This is a genomic window from Chryseobacterium rhizosphaerae, from assembly GCF_003385455.1.
In the GTDB taxonomy this organism is placed as follows: Bacteria; Bacteroidota; Bacteroidia; order Flavobacteriales; family Weeksellaceae; genus Chryseobacterium; species Chryseobacterium rhizosphaerae.
In genome coordinates this window covers 43,664-60,507 of sequence record NZ_QNUF01000026.1, presented here as the reverse complement: position 1 = coordinate 60,507, position 16,844 = coordinate 43,664, and the positions used below count along the sequence as shown (strand labels likewise).

The 16,844-nt window shown below is 37.1% G+C and carries 13 protein-coding genes; 4 read left to right on the top strand and 9 right to left on the bottom strand.

What is annotated here, in order from left to right; all coding sequences use genetic code 11:
- Positions 1-7: 7 nt before the first annotated feature.
- The 8 genes from DRF57_RS18605 to DRF57_RS18570 form a co-directional block, all read right to left on the bottom strand.
- On the bottom strand, positions 8-1,579 hold the full coding sequence (locus DRF57_RS18605; protein WP_115920179.1) for a M20/M25/M40 family metallo-hydrolase: 1,572 nt from the start codon (positions 1,577-1,579) through the stop codon (positions 8-10).
- Between the two features lie 236 nt (positions 1,580-1,815).
- Positions 1,816-1,992, bottom strand: a complete 177-nt coding sequence (locus DRF57_RS18600; RefSeq protein WP_047377485.1) for a histone H1 — start codon at positions 1,990-1,992, stop codon at positions 1,816-1,818.
- 156 nt (positions 1,993-2,148) lie between these two features.
- Positions 2,149-3,498 (bottom strand): DUF3526 domain-containing protein, encoded by a 1,350-nt coding sequence (locus DRF57_RS18595; protein WP_115920147.1) that lies wholly within the window; start codon positions 3,496-3,498, stop codon positions 2,149-2,151.
- 2 nt (positions 3,499-3,500) lie between these two features.
- Complete coding sequence (locus tag DRF57_RS18590; protein ID WP_115920145.1) at positions 3,501-4,949, bottom strand: ABC transporter permease; 1,449 nt, start codon at positions 4,947-4,949, stop codon at positions 3,501-3,503.
- An 11-nt stretch (positions 4,950-4,960) separates the two neighbouring features.
- Positions 4,961-7,435 carry a TonB-dependent receptor gene (locus DRF57_RS18585; RefSeq protein WP_115920177.1) on the bottom strand — a complete coding sequence of 825 codons (2,475 nt, stop codon included), beginning with the start codon at positions 7,433-7,435 and terminating at the stop codon, positions 4,961-4,963.
- A 10-nt stretch (positions 7,436-7,445) separates the two neighbouring features.
- A complete protein-coding gene (locus DRF57_RS18580) occupies positions 7,446-8,147 on the bottom strand; it encodes an ABC transporter ATP-binding protein (RefSeq protein WP_115920143.1) in 702 nt (233 codons plus the stop codon).
- 69 nt (positions 8,148-8,216) lie between these two features.
- On the bottom strand, positions 8,217-8,576 hold the full coding sequence (locus DRF57_RS18575; protein WP_115920141.1) for a hypothetical protein: 360 nt from the start codon (positions 8,574-8,576) through the stop codon (positions 8,217-8,219).
- A gap of 181 nt (positions 8,577-8,757) precedes the next feature.
- Positions 8,758-10,167, bottom strand: a complete 1,410-nt coding sequence (locus DRF57_RS18570; RefSeq protein ID WP_115920139.1) for an aminotransferase-like domain-containing protein — start codon at positions 10,165-10,167, stop codon at positions 8,758-8,760.
- A 117-nt stretch (positions 10,168-10,284) separates the two neighbouring features.
- Between DRF57_RS18570 and DRF57_RS18565 the strand changes: the two genes are divergently transcribed.
- The 3 genes from DRF57_RS18565 to DRF57_RS18555 all read left to right on the top strand — a co-directional run bounded on the left by DRF57_RS18565 (position 10,285) and on the right by DRF57_RS18555 (position 13,105).
- Positions 10,285-10,800: a hypothetical protein gene (locus tag DRF57_RS18565; protein WP_115920137.1), complete on the top strand. Its 516-nt coding sequence runs from the start codon at positions 10,285-10,287 to the stop codon at positions 10,798-10,800.
- Between the two features lie 75 nt (positions 10,801-10,875).
- Entirely contained in the window at positions 10,876-11,790 is a 915-nt protein-coding gene (locus DRF57_RS18560; protein WP_115920135.1) for a helix-turn-helix domain-containing protein, read from the top strand.
- 88 nt (positions 11,791-11,878) lie between these two features.
- Positions 11,879-13,105: an MFS transporter gene (locus DRF57_RS18555; protein WP_115920133.1), complete on the top strand. Its 1,227-nt coding sequence runs from the start codon at positions 11,879-11,881 to the stop codon at positions 13,103-13,105.
- A gap of 183 nt (positions 13,106-13,288) precedes the next feature.
- Here the strand turns inward: DRF57_RS18555 and DRF57_RS18550 are convergent, their stop codons facing one another.
- Positions 13,289-14,386, bottom strand: coding sequence for a glycerol dehydrogenase (locus tag DRF57_RS18550; protein WP_047486295.1), 1,098 nt, complete (start codon positions 14,384-14,386; stop codon positions 13,289-13,291).
- 1,085 nt (positions 14,387-15,471) lie between these two features.
- On the opposite strand from DRF57_RS18550, the gene DRF57_RS18545 reads away from it, so the two are divergent.
- A complete protein-coding gene (locus DRF57_RS18545; RefSeq protein ID WP_115920131.1) occupies positions 15,472-16,818 on the top strand; it encodes a TolC family protein in 1,347 nt (448 codons plus the stop codon).
- Positions 16,819-16,844: the final 26 nt, after the last annotated feature.

The window sequence follows — 16,844 nt, the reverse complement described above, 5'->3', positions numbered from 1 at the left end:
TATCTTATTATTTATATTCTTTAGAATCTCTTCTCGGCTCCTTAAGTTCCGGCCATTTTATTGTTCCGCCCTTTTCATCCTGAGGCATTACTCTTTTTTCTCTATTGGTAAATTCAGGATCTTCAGAAGCCATATACGCCAATGCAGCAGTTAAAACCACATTATTTTTCACTTCATCAAAAACAATCTTATCATACGTATCTTTTGTAGTATGCCATGTATACCCAAAATACCCCCAGTTCAGAGAACCTAAAGAGAATCCTGGCACTCCTGCCGCTACAAAGGAAGCATGATCAGAACCTCCACCTCCTGGCATTCCAGGGAAGTCAGTTTTAATGTGTCCTTTTACGGTTTTTGGAACTCCATCAAGCCATCTTCCGATATAATCATATGCTTTCACAAATCCCTGACCGCTGATGTTTACCACTCTTCCTGTTCCGTTATCCTGGTTGAAGGCAGCCTGTACTCCTTTAATGATCTGAGGGTTGTCTGCTACAAAACCTCTGGAACCATTTAACCCCTGTTCTTCACTTCCCCAAAGTCCGATAACGATTGTTCTCTTATTGTTTGGATAATATTTCTTTAGGATTCTCATGGTTTCAAGCATCGTAAGGGTACCTGTTCCATTATCCGTAGCTCCCTGAGCTCCATCCCAGGAATCAAGGTGAGCAGAAAGGATAACATATTCTTCAGGTTTTTCCTTTCCTTTGATCATTCCGATGGTATTGAAGCTTTTGGCATCAGGAAGGATTTTTGACTGGGCATCAATTTTAATTTTTGGCTTACTTCCTTTTTCCGCCATTCTGTAAAGCATTCCATAATCTTCCACATCAATGTCGATCATTGGAATTTTGAATGTTTTTGCTCCGAAGATTCTGTTGGCGCCCATAATCCCTGTCCAGTTGGAAATAGCAATTCCTGCTGCCCCTGCTTTTTCCAAAGCTTCCGGAAGCGTGCTGTTGTCGTAGCCTATATTTTTTACATACGCAGTAAAGTCCTTGGCAGCCTGCTCTTTTTCCGCTTTAAGTTTTTCATAAAGTTCAGGAGTTGCAAATTCTTTGATCTGCTCATCAGAGCGTCCTATTTTTTGATATTGAGCCATCAGCACAATTTTCCCTTTTGCGGAAGGCAGCCATTGATCAAATTCTGCTTTAGAAGATACTTTAGGAAGAATAATTACTTCTGCTTCCACAGCTTTTTTAGTCGCCGGGCTCCAGGCCAATTGCGTTGCAGACAGTGATTTTACACGCGGATATACCATATCAACATGGGTAATCCCTCTTTGCCAGCCTTTCCATGTTCCAAATTGCTGAAGGTTTGCCTCCACTCCCCATGAGCGAAGTTTCCCGGCACTCCATTCATTGGCGGCAAGCATTTCCGGAGTTCCCACAAGACGCGGGCCTATACCGTCTAATAATTCGCCAGCCATATTTTCAAGCTGAGAATTGTTATTTACTTCATCTACAAAACTTTTTACGATCGGATCAAGTTTTTCTTTCGGATCTACTTTTACCTGAGCCCATGAAAATTGGGCAGCCAACACCACTGCCGGTACTGCAAAAAATCTATTTATCTTCATAACATATATTGATTGGTTTAAAGATAAAGGAAATTGCGGAAATGATAAAGGATTAGAGGCAAAAAAGTCTTTACGGACGAATGTTTTCAACCTTTTTGCATGAAAAGTTGATATTCATCACAAAGGGTTAGCAAAAGCAGGCTACCGTATGAGCCATCATGAGTAAGCGAAAGAAATGTTGTACAGAAATTGAAGGCATAAAAAAAAACCGGCTTTAAAAGCCGGTTAGAGGTGAATTATTTTTTAGCTTCTTCTACAGAAACTTTTCTGAAGTCTTTGAACAGTTTGCTTAGTTCTAAAGCTGCTTTACGAGCTCTTGTACCAGCTGCTTTGTTTCCTTTTTCTGCTTGTTGGTTTGCCTCAGTTGTGAACGCTTCAAATTCTGCGTTGATTTTTTCAATTAGTTCTTTCATTTATTTAAAAATTTAGGCTGCAAATATAGGTTTTATGGTGATTCCAGCCAATACAGCACCCAGAAAATTTGTAAAAATCCTGAATTTCAGTAAAATTCTTTTTTCTTACACTGAGGAAATAATCAAACACATGTGTTTTTTACATGCTATAACCGACTACAAAACAGTTTGTTTCCTAAAATTAACAAGCCCTGCAAAATAAAAAAACACACTCAACAACAGCAACGGTCCAAACATCATCAACCCATTGACAGAAGATCTGTTATGATAATATTCCAGTTTAAAGTCTTTCCAGTTGATGGTTTCTGTAGGCTTTTTGGCAAAAATTTCAGGATAAAAGAAAAGTCTTTTCTTTTCATGAAACAGTTCAACAGCCTGCATAAATTGTAACTGATCTGCAAGTCCTGAACCGGTAAGATCATTCAATTGAAACTGTACATGTAAGCCAGGGATAAAGTAGGAAAACCTCCTGCTCATCTCCTCTCTTTTCCAAAGCTTCGTCTTCAGTTGATCCGACTGGTTTTTAGATTCATCATCCCCCATCTGTTGCATCGCATAATACCAAAGCCAGCTGAAATTCTCTTTTGGAAAACCATAAGACCTGAACTGTGGATAATGTTGGTAGAACTTTTCCAAAGTCGGTTTCTGGTCTGTATCCCATTTTTCATGATAGGCTTCTCTCTGCTCAATAGCAGTATCCAATGCCTCCGGTAATGGATATTTGCTTAAAATAAAATTATTGAGAACAGCAGGAAGAATAACAGTAAGCACAATCCAGAAACATAAAAGCCCTGCTGCACTTAGTCTTGAATTTTTATTCCATGAAACCACCCAAAAGCTCAAAGCAAACCAGAAAATAAAATACAACAGGGAAATCATGATGAAAGCTAATAAAGTGAGATCAAAGCTGAGATTCAGAATAGGAATTGCCAAAAGAACCAAAAGGAATAAAGTTCCGGCAATGGCCGTAAAACGTATCATAAATTTTTGAAATAAAATACGGAAAGGTTTTTGAGACTGTACACAAAGAAGAACCCATGTGCTTTCTTCTTTCTCTTCTGATAAAAGGTTATAGGTATATGATATAATGACCAAAGGAAAAAGAAAAATAATGACAAATCCAAGATCCAGGCTTCCTAAAAGAAGGCTTACAGGATTCTGAAGATCAGTATCATATTTTTGACCTTCCAGGTTTCTGATCGTCACACTCTGTATGGAAGGATTAAGATCTCTCTGTCCTATTGACAATGCATTAATAGGATCTGCTTTATTAACCAATCCAAATTTCAGATAATACAGAAGCAGCCCAAGGTCTTTGTCTATATATCCTGTATACCTCTGGATATGCTCATGCTGATATATCTCTGTTTTATGGATATTGGCATTCTGCTGATCTATAAATTGTTTTCCTACAAAAATACTGATCAATCCTGATAAGAGCAGAAACAATATTCCTAGGTAAGCTGCCTGGGAACGTATAAAATTCTTGTATAATAATAGGTACATGACTAATTTATTTTTATTTTTTTGGATATAAAATGAAGGATAAAAAGAAGACCCACTCCCCATACAAGAAGTGAAAGCCCTGAAGCCGCCTCATTCTGAAAAAGCTCCCTGCTACTGATAAAACGATACTGAAAATCCGGAAGTTCTTTCCAGTGATCTCTCCCGATGGTATACGGTTTCTCTCCCGGCAGCTGTTTTTTATTGCTGATATTCTCCATCTGCAGTTTGTTCATCAGCTGTGCCAATTGATACCGGTAGTCTTCCACTTGTTCCTGATAACTTATATAAGAATTAAAATCAGACCCCGTAAGTGCCATGGAAAGGTTCCTGACAGCCTGAAAAGGGTTAACAAAAACAAGGGAATTATTAATACTGTTCTGCTGCTCATAAATTGTAAGCTGCCTTTTCCAGTATTTATTGTAGATTCCCGAGCTGATCTTTTCTCCTTCAGCCATAATATATCCGCTATAATTAAAAGGCAGTTCCTCTACCGTTTTTACTTTGTATGCATTGAGTAAAGAATCTTTTATTCCTTTATAATATATATCATTAGGGTTATGGCTGTCTCCGGTTTTTACCAGTTCATTTTCCACCATAGTATCAAAATCTATTTTTGATGGAGCCGGATAAAGAAAGGATCCAAAAGCCTGCGCAGTCCTTGGTATAATAACAATAAACAAAAGCCATATTCCTATTAGCTTTATTAAAGAAGATCTCGAGGTACTGCTTACTGCCGATACCATAACACAGATACTGCAAATCATGAAAAAATACGCCAGGTATACTACAGTCACCAACAATAAATGCGAAAACTCATTAACTGTAGTGTAGAAACCTGCAAGGCTAAACCAAATAAACGCCGACAACAGCATCACAGGAAAAAACACAATGCTGACCAAACAAAGTAAACCTACTATTTTCCCGGCCAACAGCTCTTTCCATTTGACACCCTGGCTCAGTAATACTTTCAGTGTGTTATTCTCCCGCTCTGCTGAAATGCAGCTGAATCCAAGAAAAAATATAAATAACGGAATCAAAGTCTGCAAAATTACAGCAGTACTTACCTCTCCAAAACGCAGCATCCCCGTTGAAAACCCTGCCTCTGAAAAATTAACCGTATTTTGCTTGTGAGCTTCCAGAAATACAGAGTTTCCCATATACCGCTCTAATCCATAATCGAAAAAGCTAAACGGGTATCTCGGTCGGAAAATCAAATATCCGTAATGCGCCATCCGGTGAGGATGTTTATCCGGTTTTTCTTCCCACTGCTGACGTACCTCCATCTGATGTCTGATTCTGTTATTTTCCTGTACCTTATAATCCTGCCATCCTGTATACGCTGCAAATACAAAAAGAAGACTTAAAATCATCAGAAGAAAAACAACGGCTTTATTTTGTAATGACTGTTTCCAAACCTGTTTTGAAATCAGCCGGACAATATGTATTCTCATAGTAATATGATTTAAAATTTATATACTGCTGTAAGCACTGCATTTCTTGGAGCCCCAGGAAATAAACGCAGATAGTTTTGTGCCCCCAGCCAGTAAGTGGTGTTAAAAAGATTATTGATATTGAGGGAAATTTTCAAAGGTCCCTGTTTTGGCGTATAGTATATTGCTGCATCGAAAATGGTATATTCCGGCACCAAAAAGGAACGGTTATACATTGGAACTTTATTTCCACTGTACTGAACCCCAAAACCTATGGCGATATCCCTCAGAAAAGAAGTCTTCTCGAAACTATACTTCTGCCAGATATTGGCACTGTGAAAAGGTGTATTCTGCTTTCTTGCCCCCACCAACTCAGGATTTACATCATTAATAATCCTGGCATCATTATACCCATAAGAAGCAAATACCTGCCATTCGGGGAGTATATTTCCTATAATATCCATTTCAAAGCCACGGCTTCGTTCTTCTCCTCTGGTGACCAGTCTGTCCGGTTCTGAAGGGTCATTAGCATTCAGAAGGATATTCCGCTGTGTGATCTCATAAACCGCAAAGTCAACGTGAAGTTTTTTATTGAAAAAGTCTGCTTTCATCCCTATTTCCTGTGACTTACTTTTTAAAGGTTCAAATGCTCTCCCTTCAGGGATAGCCACGGCTGCCAGTGAAGCTGTATTAGGCTGAGGCTGAAACCCTTCTATATAGGAAGCATAGACATTGATGTGATCATTTACATTATAGGTCACCCCAATCCTGGGAATCAGTTTGGTATCTTTAACTGTCACTTCATTATTTTCTTTATAATGGGTTATATCCTGAAACCATTCCTGTCTGAGACTCAGAAAAAGATTAAAACGATGCCATTTGATCTGGTCCTGGATATATATTCCATTGGAACGGATCAACGCTGCCGGAAGAGCTGCTTTTGAAAATACATATTCCTCAGGATTCTTAATCGCATAGGTAGGATCTGCCAGATTAAAATGTTCTACATTCGGCTTGGGCATGGTAATCCCGTTAATGGTCACCATCTGATAGGCTCCCGCATTTTGAGGGTCATAAGACGATGCTGTTTTTCCGTTAGTCAGAAGGTATCCTCTTGCCGTATTCTGGGCACCGCCTTTATATTTATGAGTACTGATAACATCATACCCTGCCAAGATTTTGTGTTCTAAAGGTCCGCTTTTAACATTAAAAACCATGTATGCATTAAAGTTATCTGTATTCCAGAATTGGTTTCGCTGTACCATCTGCATCCCTGCCAGCGTCGGAATAGCTTTATTATTACTATCTACTCCAAAAGTATTGGTGGTTCTGTGCTCCTGAAGATCCTCTTTCCAGGTCTGCTTCATATATGACGCATTAATACTAAGCTTATCAGTAATACGATGGGTAAAATTCGACATGATAATAAGCTCTTTTGATTTAAAATAATCATTTACAGCCCCCAGATTAAAACTTATAGGTGTACTATTCAGATCAGTAACTCCTGCCACTGCACCAAAAATGGGTTGTCCACGGTCTATTTTTCCATTCAGGTCATTATAAATCATTTCTACATTGACAGCCGTCCTGTCATTGGGGATAAAAGAAAAGGACGGGGATATTAATATGGCCTTTTGTGATTGTATATCCCTGAAACTTTTAGCTTCCGAATATGCTGCATTGAAACGGTACAATAACGTTTTATCCTGATTCAAAGGACCTGTAAAGTCCAGTGAGCTTCTTATGGTGCTAAAGCTTCCTACACTCATACTGATTTCTCTGCCAGGAGTTTTCAAGGGCTTTTTTGTCACCAGCACAATACTTCCTCCCGGATCTACACTGGAGAGAACGGCACTGGCCGGACCTTTAATCACTTCTATTTTCTCAAGGTTGGTGGTAATGGGCTGCATAAAATAATACTGCCGGGTACGCATTCCATTAATAATTGTACCCTCTTCATTCTGCGCAATCCCCCGGATGCTGAATTGATTATAATAGCTTACCGGGGTGACACTACTGGCCAGCTTTACAGCATCTCCAAGCTGATAGGCCTGGCAATCGTTGATCAGCTCTTTGCTCACTGTAGAGATGGAAAAAGGAATATCCTTATTTTGTACTCCTATTTTAGTAGCCGAAAAAGAATAATCACTGTAATATTTTTTGGAAGCTCTTCCTGTAATTTCTACTTCCTGTATGTTTCCAACCTTAAAAAGATGAAAAATGAATTTTCTGCTTTGCGATGTACTGTCTATTGCAATATGCTCAGTATACTCATCATAGGAGTCTGCATTCACCTTTACCTCATAGTTCCCACTTTTGATATCCGTTATTGTAAAATTTCCATCCTGACTAGTTGTATTGTAGGTATTTTCTTTATTTTCAATACTGATCCGGGCATTTGTAAGCTTGTGTCTATTCTCGCCTATCACTTCTCCGGATAATCTCTGCTGTGCACAGATCTTCACACTGGCAGTCGCCAGTGCAGCTGTGATATAAAAATATTTCATTGGCCTGCTCTTAAATGGTTTCCAGATAGATTTTCTGAAGTTCATCAGCAGTGACTGAACTTGCCTCCAACGTATGAACAAGACAGCCTTCTTTCATGATTCCTATCCGGGTGCCTACATTCACAGCATTGAAAATATCATGAGTAGCCATCAGAATGCTTTTACCTTCTGCAGCGAGATCTTTACAAATCCTTGTAAACTCTGCAGTAGCTTTAGGATCCAGACCCGAGGTGGGCTCATCCATTAAAATCAGATCTGCGTTTTTGGCCACGGCAATAGCAATAGCCACTTTTTGACGCATTCCTTTGGAATACGAAGACAGTTTTTTATGGTGTGCAGACTGCTGAAGACTTGTATTCTCAAGAAATAAGGCTAATTCAGCTCTCGAATAACGAAATCCTGCCATCTGACTGAAAAAATCCAGATTTTCAATCCCTGTAAGATGAGGATATAACTGTACCACTTCCGGGATATACGCTATATATTTCTTAGTAGCTTCCCCATTGATTTCCACTGGAATACCATTAATAAGAGCCTCTCCGGAACTGGCTTTCAGGAATCCCAAAAAGATATTAATTGTTGTTGTTTTCCCGGCACCGTTTTGTCCGAGCAGGCAGAATATTTCTCCTTTTTGTACGGATATATTGAGTCCGCTTAGTGCAGTAACATGGTTATACTGCTTACTAAGCTGGATTGCTTGTAATATTGACATGAAAAATGTATTATGTTATGATTAAAAGAGTGAAGCCCACATAGAAAGCAGGCAATATAGATCTAAGTATCATAACATTACAGGAGGACCCCGGTCTGATAAGGAAAAAAGGCTGAAAGAAAACAGACCCCCCGGAGAAGAGGTAATCTTCCCGGTAATTTTTTTTAAGGCAAAAACCGTGGTATAACCATTCCCATGATGCTCTTCACCCAACAGTTTGTGATGACAAACCGGACACTTGGTATCACATTTTGAAAAAGAGTTTTTGAAAACTTTTCCGTTTTCATGTGTAGAGTCCTGAACACTGATCCCGGCATCCAGATTGTGAAGAAAATGATGGTGAAGATATTCTGCCGGAGAAACAGCAAAAGCATAGACCGCAATAAACATTGCCGTCAGAAAATTCTTAAAATGCCTTGTGATTCTCAAAAGAATATGTTTAGAGATTATTACCGGATTTCGCGAAATTAAAGAATTATATTGAAAAAAGCATACTTACAAAGAGAAATACTAAAAAATCAACATCTTATTCTAAAAAAATGTAGGTTAGCTACATCTTTTAATTCAGAATCGACACATCATACTAAAACACTTCCGTTTTTATCAAAAATCAGCTGCAACTTCTGAGCTTTTCTCCTACACTTTTCAGTAAGGCGAGGCTCTCTGGGGTAATTCTCTCTGTAAATACTATCCTAAAATGGTGACTGTAGTGCTCTGTAAGAGAAAATGTAGTACCGGGAGTAAATACAATTTTGTTATTTTCACAGTAAAGGTAGAATGCATCCATATCAACAGTCTCGGGTAACTGTCCCCAAACGCTGTAACCACCCTGTGGTCTGTGAAAATATGAGTCTTGTGGAAAATGCCTTCTTAATGCATCCAGTACCATAGTTGCTTGTTCGTTCAGTTTTTTTCGAAATGAGCGCAAATGCCTTTCATAGCTGTTTCCCTGAAGAAGTTTGAGTACCAGCTCCTGATAAATGGGCGACACCGATTTCCCCAATACAAACCTGTTTCTCTCTGCCTTTGAATAAAAACGACCTGTAGACAACCAGCCTAAGCGAATGCCCGGTGCCAATGTCTTTGAAAATGAAGAATACGTCATCACCAATCCCGTTTCATCAAAATTTTTAATGCAACGGGGTCTTTTTTCCGTAAAATAAAGATCGCTATACATATCATTTTCAATGACCGGGACCTGATGTGCTACAGCTATTCTCAGCAGCTCTTTCTTTGTATCATCACTCATCAAAATACCAGTAGGATTGTGAAAATTGGGAGTTATCACCAGGGCACGGATATTATTTTCTGCACATATTTTTCTGAAATACTCCGTGTCAAAACCATTCCGATAATGAACAGGAACCTCTATAACCTTAAGCCCCAGATTAGCAATCACTTCTAATATTGAAAATACACAGGGACTATCAACCGCTACCACATCTCCGGTATTTGTTACAGACCTCAATGCAATAACCAATGCCTGCAAAGCTCCATCTGTAATAATCAATTCATCGGGATTACATGTGCCGCCATATTTTCCCATTTGAACTGCAATATGTTTTCTCAATGATTCTAACCCGTTTGAAGGATAATACCGGAGAAGTGCAGCCCCTTTTTCACGGATCACTTCCTGCATCGTCCTGAGTATTAATTTTTGTGGAATCAGAAGATCTCCCGGCATAGCGGCATTAAAAGAGCTGAACTCCGATGTTCTTTTGGATGTCAGCATCATGTTTTTCATAAATACCTCATCCCTGACTACCGGGGCAAGCTTTGTTCTTCTTCTGGGAATATTTTCTTCCACGATGTCCGAAACAAAATACCCTGAACGCGGATTGCTTTCAACCAGACCTTTCATCATAAGGTATTCAAAACCACTCTGAACAGAACTTGTACTCAGCTGATATGTTTTCTTAATTTCCCGGATCGATGGCAGGCGATCTTTACCCTGCAAAAGTCCGTTACGGATTTGTTCCTCAATAACAGCTGTAAAAATTTCGTATTTGTATGGTTTCATAAACTCGGCTAAACTGTACTGAACAAATTTACAAAATAAACATCTGTACTGATTATATTTTCGCAAACTGTATCCCTTCTGCTCGGATAAATCTTATAATTTTGAATAAAAAAAAGAATGGATATCATTTCAAAATTTACAGTAGGTTCTGAAGAGGGAATTTCTGATCTTATAACCATTATCGATTCTTCAGTTTATAGCCTGTACAAGGACTTTGTTTCTGAAGAAGACATCAAAAAATATATCTACAACGATATAGATCCAAGAAAGATGATTAATGAACTGAACGATCTATCCAACCAGCTTATCATAACGTATGCAGATCAGCAACCAGTGGGATACAGCATCATTAAAAGCGGCTCCGTATATCCGGGAATACCTGAAGGAAAAAGGTCTGCGGAAATCAGCTTTGTTATTCTCCCTGAATTTGATTCTCCTGAAACAAGGCAGTCTCTTTGGAAAAAATGCAGATCTGCACTAGGTTTTACAGATATAATATGGATCAATATGTTCAGCCATGATCCGCTTCTGGAATTTTTGAAGGAGTCTGGCTTTACCCCGGTTTCCCAGACACAGACCGGACCTTTTCAGCTTCCGTCGTCTATTTTAAAAATGGAAATTCATAAAAATTAAAAATCCGGATCAAAAACTGAAAAACTTTATATCTCTTTACAATTTCGTATCTTTGATTTTTATAATTTTAAGGCAATGAGTGATCAGCTGGAAACCATAGAAGATTATTACAGACGTATTCGGAAAGATGAGATTAAACTGTTTGATTCGGAAGATTTTGAAATGGGGAAATCTCATTTCAATATTTCCATGCGAAAGTATTGCAGTTTCAAAAGTCCTTATAACCGGCGTGATTATTATAAGATTAGCTTTATCATAGGAAAAGGGACTATTCATTATGGGGCTCATCAGTTGTATATTGACCGTCCTGCTTTATTTTTCCCTTCCCCCAGCATCCCTTATACCTGGGAATGTGACGGTGATTTTCAGGAGGGTTATTTTTGCCTCTTTAACCAGGAGTTTTTTAATGGAAATTCAGAGTTTAATTTATTCAAAAAAACGTCACTCTTCAAAGAGTGGAGCAAACCTGTCGTTTTTTTAACCGAAGAGCAAACCCAGCTGGCAACCCTATATTTTGAACAGATATACAAGATCAATAATTCGGTTTATCCATTTCGATGCTCCAGTATCAAAAGCAATCTTGCCTCCGTACTGCATCTGGCTCTGGAAAATCGTGTAGAGGATATCAGCCCCAGTGAACTTCCCGCTAATGTTCGCCTTTATAAACTGTTTGATGAATTGCTTACCAAACAATTTCCATTAGATTCACCAGCTTATCCGCTGGCCTTAAGAACACCTTCAGATTTTGCGGATCATCTTAATGTACATGTGAATCATTTAAACTTTTCTGTAAAATCAGTTACCCATCTTACAACCACACAGATCATTAAGGACAAAATGTTTGAAGAATCTAAAAACCTGCTGAAATACACCAACTGGGATATTGCACAAATTGGCTATACTTTGGGCTTTGAGCAACCTTCTCATTTTAATAATTTTTTTAAGAAGCATGCACAGACTTCTCCTTTAAAATTTAAAAATGCATTTTAATTATTTGAATTTCGTAATTTTTACTTTGTCTTTTAAAACTGGATTTTACTTTTCTTGAATTATTTTTGCATTGTAAAAATGAATGAATATGTTGAGAGAAGCATCTGAAAAACGCATAAAGCTAATCACCATTATGGCCTTTGTGTCTATCCCTCTTTCAGGGTTTGTCACAGATATCTACCTACCGTCATTTCCATCAATGGCCAGAGAATTATCGGTTTCTGAAAAAGATATCCAGATTACGCTTACCTCCTACCTGCTGAGCTATGGAATTTCCCAGCTGTTTGTAGGCGGAATCCTTGATAGTATTGGGCGTTACCGTCCAAAACTGCTTGCTTTATTCCTTCTGGTCATCAGCAGCCTCCTGATTACAATGACTGATAGTATCTTATTAATATGTCTGCTGCGTATTCTTCAGGGTGTTGCCGTTTCGGTACTTGTTGTGGCTACCCGTGCTATTTTTGTGGATATTTATGATTCGGAAAGAGTAAAACATTACCTGAGTTATTTTACCATTGTATGGTCCTGCGGACCTATTCTGGCTCCTTTTCTTGGAGGTTATCTTGAAAAACTTTTTAACTGGCATGCCAACTTTCATTTCCTGGCCCTGTATGCAGGACTTATCTTTCTGTTCGAGTGGTTTTTCAGTGGTGAAAGCCTTCCCCAGAAAAAGAAGCTTGATCTTGCAGAAAATATAAGCCTTTATAAAATGATGCTTAAAAACAGGATCTTTATGTTGGGAATTTTCATCTTGGGATTAAGCTATTCTATTGTTATGCTTTTTAATATTACAGGACCATTTATTATTGAAAATACGTTTCATTTTACACCTGTAGTCATTGGATATTGTACTTTGATTTTAGGTTTCTCATGGATGATCGGAGGTTTTATAGGAAAACGCAGACTTACACTGGATTTTAAGCCCCGTATCCTGCAGCCTATTCTATTGCAGCTCACCTTGATTGTTGCATTGATCATCACCAGCAATTATGCAGAAAGTCTTTTCATCATGGTTCCTTTTGCCTTTTTTATTCATATCTGTTCTGGAGTACTGTTTACTTCGTTTTTCACAACAAGTATGCTGTATTTCCCTAAAAATGCCGGAACAGCAGGTGGATTGATGGGTGGGCTGGTCTATGTGATCACCTCTATTTCGAGTTTTATTATTTCTGTAAGCGGAACTGTAACAGAACAACAAGGACTGGCATGGCGCTATCTGATTATAGCCTTTTTCCTCCTCGGAATCATTCTTATTATGAACGAGACGATCAAAAAAGAAAAAGGAACTGTCTCAAAAGGTAAAATAACATTATAAGAATCTCTTAAACGACAAAAGTTGTTATATGAGAATCTGAGATAAAGGAGATATATTGAGGCAGCCTCTTTATTATCACAGGATTATTTTATAACAAGCTTTTGCTGGTAATTCCTAAATTGTATCTTAAATTGTTATTTTAACCTGATATAAATCGGTTATTATAATTAATATAATTCAAATTTAAAATATTGTTTTACTGAGTACATTAACCCCAATTAACGCATTTGCAACCTGCTCTGCTGTCAAGGTAGGATTTAAATTATGTAAGGTATCATTTTCAATACCAGCCTTTTCACCTACACTTATAAGTTCTTCGTAAGACACATTTTCGAGGTGCATATCTTCTAATGTTGTCGGCATATTGATTGAACGATAAAATTTAATATATTTTATAATTTCCTCGTCAGAACGACCTTCCAGTAGCATATGTGTAAGAGTACCATATGCCACTTTCTCACCATGGGTAAGATGATGTACATCACCGGATAGTGCAGTAAATCCGTTATGTATTGCATGAGCAGCAGCCAACCCCCCATTTTCAAAACCCAGTCCTGATAATAATGTATTGGCTTCTATTACCGCCTCCACTGCAGGAGTGACCTTCTGTACTTCTACAGCTTTGTAAGCACTATAACCATATTTTAAAAGAGTCTCTTCACAAGCTTTTGAGATAGCCATACCTGCAATGGTTTGTTGTCCACCTACCATTGATTTAGAGTTGGAACGATATACGGCTTGTGCTTCCACATAAGTGGCAAGACCATCTGCTATTCCAGAAGCAAACAAACGCACAGGAGCTTGAGCACAAATGTAGGAATCAACCAATACAAGATCAGGATTTTTTTTATAAAAGCGATATCTATCAAATGCTCCATCTTCAGTATATAAAACGGAAAGACCGCTGCAAGGGGCATCTGTAGAAGCCACAGTAGGTATAATTGCTACTGATACTCCAAGCTCATCGGCAATAGCTTTAGCTACGTCTAGTGTTTTTCCTCCTCCTAATCCTACAACTACTTTTATATTACGTGATTTACCTATTTTTGCAAGGCGTGAAATTTCGTTTATTGAAGCTTCCCCTCTAAAAGATTCATAATGATACTCAACTTGCTCTTTATCTAAAGATTTGACAACTTTTGTTTTCACTAAATTCCAAACAATATCGTCTGCTATAAGAAATGCCATTTTGCCCATAGGAACAAGATAGCTACCTAGCTCATTTATTATATGCATTCCTTGCACATATTTACCTGGTGAAGAAAAGATGATTTTATTCATAAATTTAAACATTTAAATTAAAAAGTTGATTTAATATGATTTATGTTCCTGTATCTTTAACTGTTCCAACTATATTATCAAAAAAAAAAAAAAAACATTTTTCCATGATCAATTATAAATTTTATAAATTATAAAAGACAATTATGAATATTGTAAATTTAGGAATGAATGTTTTAAAGAATATTGTCTAAGATTCACCTTTAATTATCTAAAACTCTCTAAATACTGAAATAGCAGCCAAGAATATAATCTAACCAGAGCTTAAACCAAATGAAATTTAAAAATAGTTGGCTGTCATGTACTCTTTTAATGATGTTTTTTGGAAAGAAGTAATAAGACTTCCTAAAATGTTTACACTTCGATGTCTACCCCATGTCACTTTTAATATTAGTTTTGTGAGGATTTTTACCAGTATAGCTATCAATAAACACTAACAATTGTTTACCAAAGTTCTGTAAATGAAACAACATCCAGATTTCCTTACTTTAGAAAAAATTTAACATGCCTATCTCAATATCTGCTATTATGAAAAACACCTGATATTTCAATCACAGAATCTATAATTACTAGATTTTTCATCACACAGAATATGTAAATTTCTCTTTATTTATATAAACATCAGCAATAAAAAAGTCTTTTTATCCATACACATATAAAAAGACTAAAGATTAAATAACGGATTTTAAATATGTTAAAATTGTAGATCAATTTGATAAGTCCTGAAAATCAGATACAGACTACAGTTTTTTTTGTGCACAATGATACTTTCAGACTACATTTAACTACTTTCAAATAAGCCAATATATTAAGATCAATTATAAATTAGCACCCATGATTGATTGTTAAATAAATAACGGTAAAAACAACGGGTTTCATGAACAATTTACTTCCAAGGAACAGGGAATAAAATGAGCAGAATCTATACATGGGAATTATACTCTATTCTTACTATACTGTAGGATTTTCAATCTTATAAAGATAGGGAATACACGTTTTTATTATCCCGATATTGGGAAATACAGTTTCTCTGTTTTATACAATGATTCATAATCACTTTTAAATTGATAAACTATAAAATAACGGCAATGAAATTATTGGTTAAGCTTATCATCATATTGTCAGGCGGAAATTGCTTATATGCTCAATCTGCACTCAGTTTTTCTGAAGCCACTAATATGATGATGAATAAAAATATTGAAGTAAAAATAAATAATAAAAAGATAGAGACATCCCATTATAAGATAAAAGCTGCCCAAAGCATGTTCTATCCTCAGATTAAAGCATTTGGAGTTGCAACTTATATAGACAAAGAATACAGACTCAATCTTAATGACAAAAGAGATCAACTTGCCACGTTATTTCAGCTCCACTCACCGGATATATTAGGAAACTGGGATTTTACCCTTCAAAAAAAAGATATGGCATTTGGAGGAATATCAATGGCCTGGCCTATATATACGGGTGGAAAAATAAAATCAGCAGTCAATATTTCTAAAATAAATGCTGAAGTAGCCAAAGTGGACAAAAATAATTCTGAGCAAAGCCTTATTTCAGAGTTGGCCAACAGTTATTTTAAGACAAAACTTGCAGAAGAGGCTGTTACGGTAAAAGAGAATGTCCTGGAGGTAATGAACGTCCACTTATCAAATTCAGTAAAAATGGAAAGTAACGGTATCATTGCAGGTGTAGAGGTTCTGCAAGCTAAGGTAGCCGTGGCTGAAGCTGAAAGACAGTTGCTGGCTTCTAAAAAAGATTTACAGTTGGCAAAAACAGCCCTTTCCGCAACTCTGGAGACAGAAGAGGAGTTTACCCTTACTACACCCTTCTTTTTAAAAGAAAATATGAATTCTTTAGAAGAATACAAAGAGAAGGCAGCAGCCAATTATCCTCAAATACAAAAATTAAAACTTGTAGAAGAGATTGCCCAGCAAGGGATTAATATAGAAAAAGCAGGCCATCTGCCTACTGTTTTATTAACTGGCCAGCAGATTCTTGCTTCTCATAACTTTCCTTTGGTAAAAAACCCTTTAATTTTAGGTATCATGGTTACCTATGATCTTTTTGACGGATTTGGGCAGAAGAATAAAATTCTTGCAGCCAAAAGTGAAAAAGAGACCATTGAAATGACCAGAGAGAAGCTTCAGCTTGATATTAAAACATATGTTGAAAAGTTATACAATGAGCTTAAAAAATCGGATGAACAAATTGTTTCTCTCAATGAATCTATAAAATTGGCAGAAGAACTTGTAAGGATACGAAAGGCCTCTTTTGCGGAAGGAATTTCAACGTCTACAGATGTTATTGATGCTGAATTGAACCTATCGGGGAAAAAAATTGAACAGTTGAAAGCATATACGGACTATGATACCAACCTTGCTAAACTTTTTGAGGTATGCGGAATGAGCAGTGATTATGTCCAAAATGCCAAATAAAATCTCAAATTATATAACTTAAAATT

Coding starts and splice junctions, on each gene's coding strand:
- DRF57_RS18605 (WP_115920179.1), bottom strand. CDS start 1,579: ATGAAGATAAATAGATTTTTTGCAGTACCGGCAGTGGTGTTGGCTGCC.
- DRF57_RS18600 (WP_047377485.1), bottom strand. CDS start 1,992: ATGAAAGAACTAATTGAAAAAATCAACGCAGAATTTGAAGCGTTCACA.
- DRF57_RS18595 (WP_115920147.1), bottom strand. CDS start 3,498: ATGTACCTATTATTATACAAGAATTTTATACGTTCCCAGGCAGCTTAC.
- DRF57_RS18590 (WP_115920145.1), bottom strand. CDS start 4,949: ATGAGAATACATATTGTCCGGCTGATTTCAAAACAGGTTTGGAAACAG.
- DRF57_RS18585 (WP_115920177.1), bottom strand. CDS start 7,435: ATGAAATATTTTTATATCACAGCTGCACTGGCGACTGCCAGTGTGAAG.
- DRF57_RS18580 (WP_115920143.1), bottom strand. CDS start 8,147: ATGTCAATATTACAAGCAATCCAGCTTAGTAAGCAGTATAACCATGTT.
- DRF57_RS18570 (WP_115920139.1), bottom strand. CDS start 10,167: ATGAAACCATACAAATACGAAATTTTTACAGCTGTTATTGAGGAACAA.
- DRF57_RS18565 (WP_115920137.1), top strand. CDS start 10,285: ATGGATATCATTTCAAAATTTACAGTAGGTTCTGAAGAGGGAATTTCT.
- DRF57_RS18560 (WP_115920135.1), top strand. CDS start 10,876: ATGAGTGATCAGCTGGAAACCATAGAAGATTATTACAGACGTATTCGG.
- DRF57_RS18555 (WP_115920133.1), top strand. CDS start 11,879: ATGTTGAGAGAAGCATCTGAAAAACGCATAAAGCTAATCACCATTATG.
- DRF57_RS18550 (WP_047486295.1), bottom strand. CDS start 14,386: ATGAATAAAATCATCTTTTCTTCACCAGGTAAATATGTGCAAGGAATG.
- DRF57_RS18545 (WP_115920131.1), top strand. CDS start 15,472: ATGAAATTATTGGTTAAGCTTATCATCATATTGTCAGGCGGAAATTGC.